7 protein-coding genes are annotated in these 8,610 nt (G+C 32.2%); 4 read left to right on the top strand and 3 right to left on the bottom strand.

Going from position 1 to position 8,610, the window contains the following annotated elements; translation table 11 throughout:
- Positions 1–458 precede the first annotated feature (458 nt).
- The gene (locus tag J0M08_14045; protein ID MBN8704180.1) at positions 459–1,643 is read right to left on the bottom strand and encodes an MvaI/BcnI restriction endonuclease family protein; all 1,185 of its coding nucleotides are present in this window, start codon (positions 1,641–1,643) and stop codon (positions 459–461) included.
- Positions 1,644–1,649: 6 nt separating this feature from the next.
- On the bottom strand, positions 1,650–3,875 hold the full coding sequence (locus J0M08_14040; protein MBN8704179.1) for a DNA cytosine methyltransferase: 2,226 nt from the start codon (positions 3,873–3,875) through the stop codon (positions 1,650–1,652).
- 269 nt (positions 3,876–4,144) lie between these two features.
- Between J0M08_14040 and J0M08_14035 the strand changes: the two genes are divergently transcribed.
- Positions 4,145–4,432 carry a helix-turn-helix domain-containing protein gene (locus J0M08_14035; GenBank protein MBN8704178.1) on the top strand — a complete coding sequence of 96 codons (288 nt, stop codon included), beginning with the start codon at positions 4,145–4,147 and terminating at the stop codon, positions 4,430–4,432.
- A gap of 80 nt (positions 4,433–4,512) precedes the next feature.
- Here J0M08_14035 and J0M08_14030 read toward each other — a convergent pair whose 3' ends face one another.
- On the bottom strand, positions 4,513–5,331 hold the full coding sequence (locus J0M08_14030) for a hypothetical protein (GenBank protein MBN8704177.1): 819 nt from the start codon (positions 5,329–5,331) through the stop codon (positions 4,513–4,515).
- 1,094 nt (positions 5,332–6,425) lie between these two features.
- Between J0M08_14030 and J0M08_14025 the strand changes: the two genes are divergently transcribed.
- The 3 genes from J0M08_14025 (at position 6,426) to J0M08_14015 (ending at position 8,269) form a co-directional block, all read left to right on the top strand.
- Positions 6,426–6,779, top strand: coding sequence for a hypothetical protein (locus tag J0M08_14025; protein MBN8704176.1), 354 nt, complete (start codon positions 6,426–6,428; stop codon positions 6,777–6,779).
- Between the two features lie 41 nt (positions 6,780–6,820).
- A complete protein-coding gene (locus J0M08_14020; protein MBN8704175.1) occupies positions 6,821–7,315 on the top strand; it encodes a hypothetical protein in 495 nt (164 codons plus the stop codon).
- A gap of 564 nt (positions 7,316–7,879) precedes the next feature.
- Positions 7,880–8,269: a hypothetical protein gene (locus tag J0M08_14015; protein MBN8704174.1), complete on the top strand. Its 390-nt coding sequence runs from the start codon at positions 7,880–7,882 to the stop codon at positions 8,267–8,269.
- Positions 8,270–8,610 lie beyond the last annotated feature (341 nt).

Genomic DNA, 8,610 nt, shown 5'->3' with positions numbered 1-8,610 from the left:
CTAACAGCACCTAAAAAAAATGGCGGGCGAAGTGCGAATATAAACAGTTGTGCAACTAATAAACATTGTGCGTTTAGACAGTTTAGTGTTCCAAAGCCGCCACTTCTTTTAGCCGCAACCCGTTACCTCCAATGCGCCCGGACAGAATTTCAATAGACAAATTTACGGCTGACAATTAACTTTTCGGTAGACTTTAGAACAGGCAACTAAGAAACATTTTAGGGAACTAGAAACAGTTTTTAGTTTTTTTCTTTCCTCCCCTTTTTGCGGGTTCTGAAAACCCGTTTTGGCTACCCCCAATTTAGCACATTTGCTTTTTGCCCTCCATAGACACCGACGCAATTACAAAAATCAAAAGAGCTAAATTCCTCCCCTACCAATTAAGCGTGCTTTGCACCTTTTTTGCGCGTGTGCTCGACGCACCATAATGCGCGCCACGGGCGTATGGTATATTAAGTTTACTTAGGAATTAAACTATAAGATTTACTTGGTGGAAATAATAAATCAAGCGCGTTAGGTTTAATTTTGAAAATAGGTCCTTTCTCGACAACACTTCCTGTTGATTTTCTTTTTATTAAATGGTCTAATGTGATTATTCCTTGTTCTAATAAAATATCAAACTGAGAAACAATTGGCTTTTTAGTATGCTCTACTTTTTTATACTGAAAATGCTCTTTTCCTCCAATTGTAACAGAGTCTGCTGCTATCCAAAAAGTTTCATTATGTTTTTCAAGTAATCGACTATGCAATGTTTCCAAACCCCAAACAACAAAATCACCAATGTTTGGCTTGTCAGAATTTTCAATTAATTGACTTATCTCTGTATCCATTTTAAGCTTTAATCCTTGAGAATTTCTAACAAGAGACGAAACTGTACAATACAATTTAAAATCATCTCCTCTATTATAGCCAAAAGCATTTAAAATTTCTGCCGAACTTTTAAACTTACTTAAATTCCAATCAGGAACCTGTGCAAATAAATTTTTCCTATTACCTCGCTTATCTCTAAATGATTTTAATTCAATTCCTTTATAATCTGGTTTTTTCGAAGAATTAATATCAATACCTAGTAAAGTCTCTAATGTTCTGCCAATTGCTGTATCTGCTTTAAGCATTGCGGGTACAGGTCCTCTTGCCGCAATTTTATTCAATAAACCTAAAAGTTCATCAGAAACTTCATTTGAAATTTGATTAATTTCATTAACTAATTCTTGAAGAGGATTAATAATTTTACTATCAATCAGCTTATGTAAATCAAGTCTTGTGATATTCAAAACATATAATTTATCTTCAAATGCTATTATTCCTAAAATATCATTTGCTTTTGAATAATTACCTAGTCCTTTAAACCAAATTCTTGGGTCTCCTTTTTTAGTATTTGGTCTGTATAAAGATGCAACTGAATCTAGTATGTCGTTAGCTTCAATTAAAAAAGATCGAATTTGAATTTTATTATCAGGCCCTTGTTTTTGCGCTTCAAAATCATGAATATTATTCGCTTTCAAATAGGTTCTTACTGAACCAGTAGCATCCATTATAGATTTTTCAAGCCCAGTACCTGTTGGTTCAATTAAACAAAGTTCAACAGACTTTTCAGTTAGAAGTTTTATTCTATTTATTTCAACGGTTGATAATTGTCTCATTAAATACTATTTAATATTTTTTAATATTTCTAACGCAACTGCCCTAGCCATGAGTGGCGGAACCGCATTACCAACTAAAGTAAATTGAGGCACTTCAAATTTACGTTTATTTCCACCAGTTGAACGTTTCCCCTGAAAAACAAACGAATCATCAAACGATTGTAATCTCGCCATTTCTCTAACAGTTAAAGCTCTGGGGCTAGCAAAATGAATATAATCATCTGGTATAGTCATTACAGTTGGACTTTGAGAATCAGGCTTTAAAACATTATAATTTCTTTTTTCTGAATCAAGTCCAATTTTTCTTAGTTCTTTTTTCGCTAAATCATAATCTCCTGTATTCAAAATAACATCTAGTCTTTTTATTACATCATCATTTTGTTTACTTGTCTTATGATTATGTAATGGAGCGACAATATGTGTTAATGTGTTTTCAAGTTCATCTGAATTTTTAACATAAAAAGGATTTTTCGCATTAACGAATCTTCCATTTAATCTTCCTTTTTTAGACCATTCCGCATAAGTCAATCCCTTTTTCTCGTCTGGCTTTCCATCAATAGTCCTCTTTTTAATTAAAGATTTCATCTTTTCTGTCGAACCATTATATTGAGCTTTTAAATCAATCTTCTCATAATCAAATTTCTCATCATCATTTCCAATAAAATTCAAATCAAATAACGCTTCAAATACTGTAACTTTTTCATTTTCAGAAACAGTAGCAGGAACTGTTTTAACGAGCTTTTGGTCTTTCCTACAACCAATAAAAAGTACTCTTTCTCTATTTTGAGGAACACCATAGTTTGATGCTAGGGCGACGAAAGGTTGGTCTATGTTATATAACCTTATATGAGATAAGATTTCTTGAAATTCATTATTAACTTTTGCTTTAATAACAAATGGTTTTAAACCTTCAATACACTCATCAAAAGAATAATTGTAAATTTCTAAAGCTGAAATTATTTCAGCTACCTCACCTTGATATTGTTTTGACGGTTTTAAATTTTTAAATGCCTCATTAACTTTATCTATAATAGAATTAGCCTCTATAGAAGTTAAAAAATCATCAAATTTTTCGGCAAAAAAATCATTATCTAAATCGCTATGTGCTTTTTCTAAAATCACTTTCTTTCTGACGTAAGCTAACTCTTTACTTCTCTTTAATAAGTTAAACCCATGACGAATAGTATTAATATTTATATCCGTTTTACTTGTTTTATAATCAGCAATTTTAGGAGTGAGTACTCTAAATTTATTTTCTATGATTTGAATATAAGTTTCTTTTAATTTTTCAAGTTCTTTCTCATTTGCACTTTCGAATTGCAGCCTTAAGTTATAGCAGTCCAAAGTAAATATCTTTTCTTTCTCGGCTTTCCTAAGCCTTGCAAGAAACATAAGTAGTTGGTTAAATTCTTTTAAATCTACTATTGACTTAATTTCTTGAAGAATCATATCCTTTATTTTCCCTCCTTCTTTTGTTAGAATACCTTTTACGTTTTCCATTACAAAATATTTAGGTCGTAATGTTCTAATTACAGTCAAATAGTGCGCAAATAAATCATCTTTTTTGTCAAATTTTTTTCGTTTACCAGCTAAACTAAAACTCTGACAAGGCGGTCCACCGCAAACTACATCAACCTGTTCTCCCTTAAGTTTTTTTAATAAATTATCTAAAAAGTCTGGTTCGGTTATATCTTGACATAAAAACTCTGCATCTAAACCTAATTGATAATTATATCTAGCTAAATGGGTTAATTCACAGTTTTCATTTATATCACTACCTAATAAAAAATCATAGTACTTATCCCCATATTCTGCCTGCAAAAACCCCTCACTAAAACCACCTGCACCTGCAAATAAGTCAAGAAATTTCACTTTTTCTTTGCCTATATATTCTGCTGCATCTTCACAAACAATTTTTACATCTGTATTCTCCTTTCTACTATTAACCAAGGCTAAAATTTTTTCTTTAACTTTTTTGTCAGTAAAGTTTGAATGTGGAACACTATCAAAATACTTCTCTACCTCTTGTTTTAAGAAAGATAAAAATTTATTAATTGATTTATGCCTGTATTCCGAATCCTTTACTACTTGGTTTTTTCCATCCCAATCTTTCTGGAAAATTTTTTCTCCAGTTGCAACTTTTACTTGCACATCTTTTTGCCTGATTACAAGATGTATTGGAAATCTTTTGCTTTTATCAGCTTTGTCAAGGTAAAATTTTACATTAATCATATTACGGACGTTTTTACGGATACGGACAAATTTACGGACAAATTCGAATTATGCAAGTGTTTTAATTAATTTGTTCAATCTTCTATAAACAATTTACTTACATTATAAAAAGAAAAACCTTGATTTATTTAAAAACTTCTTGCCTGCATTATCTATTCTAAGCAAAGTGATGCAAGCTAACGCAATCGAATCGCTTTAATGTCTTAATTAAAACCATGCTTGTAATTTAAAGGCGACAATTAATTATTAACCTTTAAAAACAAAGCAAAATGGAAATCGTAGTCCTATCTCAAGATGCTTATCAAAACTTAATTACTAGAATTGATAGCTTAGACAAACATGTAAAACAATTAGTTTCGCCAACAAGTGAAAAGTACGTTAATAACAATGACTTTTTGAAGAAACTACAAATCTCAAAGCGAACAGCACAAACTTGGCGCGATGAAGGAAAAATTTCTTTCTCTCAAGTTGGCAACAAAATTTACTATTTAGAATCTGATATTGAGCATTTATTAAAAGAGCATTACATAAAAGCTTTTCGTAATAGAATTAAATAAAACTTCTAAATTCTAACAACAAAAAATCCGACCTCAATTGAAGTCGGATTTTTAATTTAAGAGAAACTATAATCTTTCGATTATTTTCCTGCTTTAATCATGGTGAATTTTAAAGCACTTACTTGAGCAAACTCAGGACTTTTAGCACCAAACTTACCTTTAATATAAGCCTTTACTAATTTCGCCAATGTTACCAAAGCATCAGGGTTTTCATAAAGCACTTTGTTTCGGGCAATTCTGGCATTACTTACGCTCACTACTTTATTATACGCTAAAGTATTCGCAGCTTTTAAGTTCGCTAACATTGTGTTTAATGTTGTTACTTTTAAACTGTTTTCTGTTGGCGTATACGTCGGCACACTTGCCAATAGTTTAATCAACTTATCGTAATGATCTATCAAGTTATCATAACTTTGTTGCGAAGCCGAAATTGATTTTTTGCTAGGCATTGCCAATTTAGCCGTGCTGTCATCTGTTAATCCAGAATCAGCTTTAGTTAATTTAGAGCCATCAACTCTCGCACTTGAAGCTTCATCAGCTATTCCCGCATCTGCTTTTGTTAACTTAGAACCTTGCACTTTTGCATTAATTGTTTTGAAGTCCTTTATCGTTTGTTCATTAGCACCAATTGCAATTAAAGTATTTAATAATTGTGTTGCTAATCCTTTTAAAGGGTCAAAAGCAATCTCACGACCGTTAGTTGCATTTTTCCAACTGTTGAATTCATTCTTAACATTCGTTAAGGCAGTTTGTCCGTTGGTAGAAGCAATTTGTAAGTTTGCTAAAGTTATACTTGTGTTCGACGGTGAATAGTTTGCACCATATGATTGTATGAATGTTATTAAATGGTCAAAGTTAGCTACGTTTTTTGTATGACCAGTTTCTATATAAGTTCCCATTATTTCTATTTTTTAACTATTAATTTATTTGTTCGATATTTTGTTTTGCTTTAAGAAAACAAACAAGGAAAAAAAGAATTCGAATAATTATTTAAAACTTAGGTGGCATAATCTTTTTGTTATTTGAAAACTATAATGCAAAACTGTTGCTAAGTATTGGCATTTAACAGCCTTTAACAGGAGACACTTTACAACTGGTTAGTTTTGGCAAATAACTGGTTACACCTTTGTAAAAACTTTGTAGAAATTACCGCTTACATTTCATAGTAAGCCGCATACATTTTAGAACTCGTCGCTAACATTTCAAAACTTACCGCTAATATTTTAGAGGATGCCGCTAACTTTTCAGAACTCACCGCTTACAAATTAAAACTTGTCGCTAACTTTTTAGAGGACACCGCTAATATTTCAAAACTAGCCGCTGACATTTTAGAACTCTCCGCTTACTTTTCAGAACTAGCCGCTAACATTTCAAAACTCACCGCTGTAAAAACTGTAGACCTAACCGCAGAGACCAACCAAGCCGCTTAGACAACCAAACTGCATAAGCCGACCTGTGTGAAAGCCTCCCCACATTTTGCAAGCACATATTGCAACTTATTTTCAAAGGCAATAATTTTAGTTGTTGCACTATAAGCTTGCAAAATTTCCTCCCCCAACTCACTAAACGTAATAGAACAAGCGGTTTTCCAAACCGCATTCGCCAACGCACAGAAAAAAAACTAAAAACTATGTTCCAAACAAACATTACGGTAGACGCGTAACTGCCTAGACTTTAGAACAGGCAACTAACAAGCATCCGTTCTTTTGTTTCGGGCAGACCTGCTTCGTAGACAACATAGTTCAGGCTAAATGTGGCGCACTGGAAGGTAACACACGGTTTGCTCCAGCCTTGCAGACATCAAAGCAATTGCAAAATCGGTAGAAAGTTTTTTAATTTTTTGCTTTGCAATTGCATAGCAACATAGTATCTTTATTTAAACATTTCGGTAGTCAACGGTTTCAAAACGGCCGAAGCAAACCGCGAAAACGTTATGGGCAAGTTTAGAAAAATAACCGTAGACAATTCATCAATCAACTAAAACATAAAACTAATGGGACTATTCGACATCTTTAAATCCGACAAAAAAGAAACAAATCTAAGTAAATCAGGTTTTTATACAATAACAAATAAAAATCTAACACCATTAAATGAAGAGCCAGCAATCTCTGGTTCAATTAAGGAAATAGCAAGTAGTCTTGGACATCAGAATTATCACGGTATTAGAGCACCCAAATCTGACAAAATTGCTTTTATTGCATTCAAGAGACGTACTCAAGAGCCAATATTTGTTGAAGCAAAAAACACAACAGAACCATTACTGTATTCTGACATCATCAAAATTATACAAGAAATTGATTGGGCTTTTGAATGGCGACAAATTGACTTTGAAGATAATAACTCTTAATATTGATTGAATAGGTAATAACATATAAAACAAAATAGAATATGAAAAAAATAATTTATATATCAACGATAGGTTTAGTTTTAATCTTTGTATCGTGTAACTCAACTGAAAAAAAAGCACAAAAAATAATCAAAGATTATTTATCTAAAAACCTTAATGACGCATCAAGTTATGAATCCGTAGAGTTTAGTAATCTAGATAGTACATTTTCAAATTTTTATTTTTCTCCTGAAGGCCAAGAATTAACAAAAAAGCAAGACTTTGCTCATAATAGAGAATTTGAATTGAAGATGAAAGATATAATGGAAGAAAACCCAAAAATTCAAGATAGTATAAAAATCTGCAAAGAAATTGAAGAAGAAACTAAAAAATTATATGAAGAAAAAGAAAAGGAATATGTAGGTGAATTTAATGGTTGGAAAATGTCACATAAATATCGAGCAAAAAACAAGTTAGGTGCAATTGTTTTAGGAACAACGGATTTTACATTCGACAAAGAACTCACAAAAATTAAACACGCTACAAATAAAGATTAAAAAAACCAGCCCATAACAGCACCTTTGCCTAATGCGGGCAGACAACAAAGCTTTTGCAAACAAGGTCGCTTCGCGAAGGACATTTATTTTTCTTTGCAAAAGTCCATTAAGCATTTTTCTTTGTCAGTAATATTTCGGCAGACAATGTTTCAAACCGCACTAGGCAAAGCTCCAAAACGTTAGGTGTAACCAAAGCGACCGCTCCGTAGACAAATCATTTTAAACAAGTTGCTTTAATTTAGACAATAAAACCCTAGTAAATTCGTTATTGAAAATATGAGGAAAATAGTCGCGACTATTATTTTATTAAATTGCTTCTTGTTAATTGTTCATGGACAAGATAGTTTACGAAAGAATCAATTTATAATAAATTCATATCCATCAAACCTTTTAGCCGGAGACATTTCCCTTGGTATTGAACATATTTATAAAAAAAGGTTATCACATGAATTTATGTTTTTCTTTAAGGTATTTAGCCCTGATGCCACCTATTATAAGTACGACAAAGGGTTTCGATTAAATTACTTAATGAAATACAATTTCATTAACCGTAAATACTTTAGAATGTCGGGTAACATATCTGTTGTGTACAAAGACCTATATTTTAAAAATAAAGAAGACTATTGGTATGAACAACTTAGCACTGATTACGGACCAATCAAGGAAATTACCTTTCTTATGGACAGAGAAATCAAAGCCTATGGTATCGGTTTCGGTTTAACTCTAAATTTTAGAATTACCTCTAAAATTTCAGTTGGTAGTGACATTTTTGTTGAAACACTGAGGACTCAAAAATCATATGCAGTCAAAGAATCTATTAAAGGTGACATTTCAAATTATAGTGTTTTTAATTACAATACTTATTATTACTTATCTGTTCCTACAAACTATGTAAGTAAATATAGCACTCAATATAGTTTATTTCCTACTATAAAAGTCGGTTATCACTTATGACAGCGAAGTTGGAGCGATATTAATATAAATGTTTTTGGCTAACACCTAACACACGGTTTGCCTTATTTGGGCGGACATCAAAGCATTTGCAAAATCGGCAGACAATTTTTCAATTTTTTCTTTGCAAATGCCTAGCAACATAGTATCTTTAAACTAACATTTCGGTAGACATTGTTTCAAACTCCAAACAAGGCAAACCGCGAAAACGTTAGCAGCAAGCGTAACAGACGACCGTGCAACCTGACAGTAACGGACGGACAAACAAAAAAAGTAAACCATTTTGACAGACAGACAAACAAAGACAGACCATATTGAAACGGGACAACGGGTAATCCGACACT

It is taken from the genome of Bacteroidota bacterium (assembly GCA_017303975.1).
Classification (GTDB): Bacteria; Bacteroidota; Bacteroidia; order JAFLBG01; family JAFLBG01; genus JAFLBG01.
The sequence above is the reverse complement of the archived record's forward strand: the minus strand, read 5'-3'. Positions and strand labels throughout refer to the sequence as shown.

What these genes read in the sequence shown, in the direction of transcription:
- J0M08_14020 (MBN8704175.1), top strand. Translation starts at nt 6,821, where the DNA reads ATGAAAAAAATAATTTATATATCAACGATAGGTTTAGTTTTAATCTTT.
- J0M08_14035 (MBN8704178.1), top strand. Translation starts at nt 4,145, where the DNA reads ATGGAAATCGTAGTCCTATCTCAAGATGCTTATCAAAACTTAATTACT.
- J0M08_14040 (MBN8704179.1), bottom strand. Translation starts at nt 3,875, where the DNA reads ATGATTAATGTAAAATTTTACCTTGACAAAGCTGATAAAAGCAAAAGA.
- J0M08_14045 (MBN8704180.1), bottom strand. Translation starts at nt 1,643, where the DNA reads ATGAGACAATTATCAACCGTTGAAATAAATAGAATAAAACTTCTAACT.
- J0M08_14025 (MBN8704176.1), top strand. Translation starts at nt 6,426, where the DNA reads ATGGGACTATTCGACATCTTTAAATCCGACAAAAAAGAAACAAATCTA.
- J0M08_14030 (MBN8704177.1), bottom strand. Translation starts at nt 5,331, where the DNA reads ATGGGAACTTATATAGAAACTGGTCATACAAAAAACGTAGCTAACTTT.
- J0M08_14015 (MBN8704174.1), top strand. Translation starts at nt 7,880, where the DNA reads ATGTCGGGTAACATATCTGTTGTGTACAAAGACCTATATTTTAAAAAT.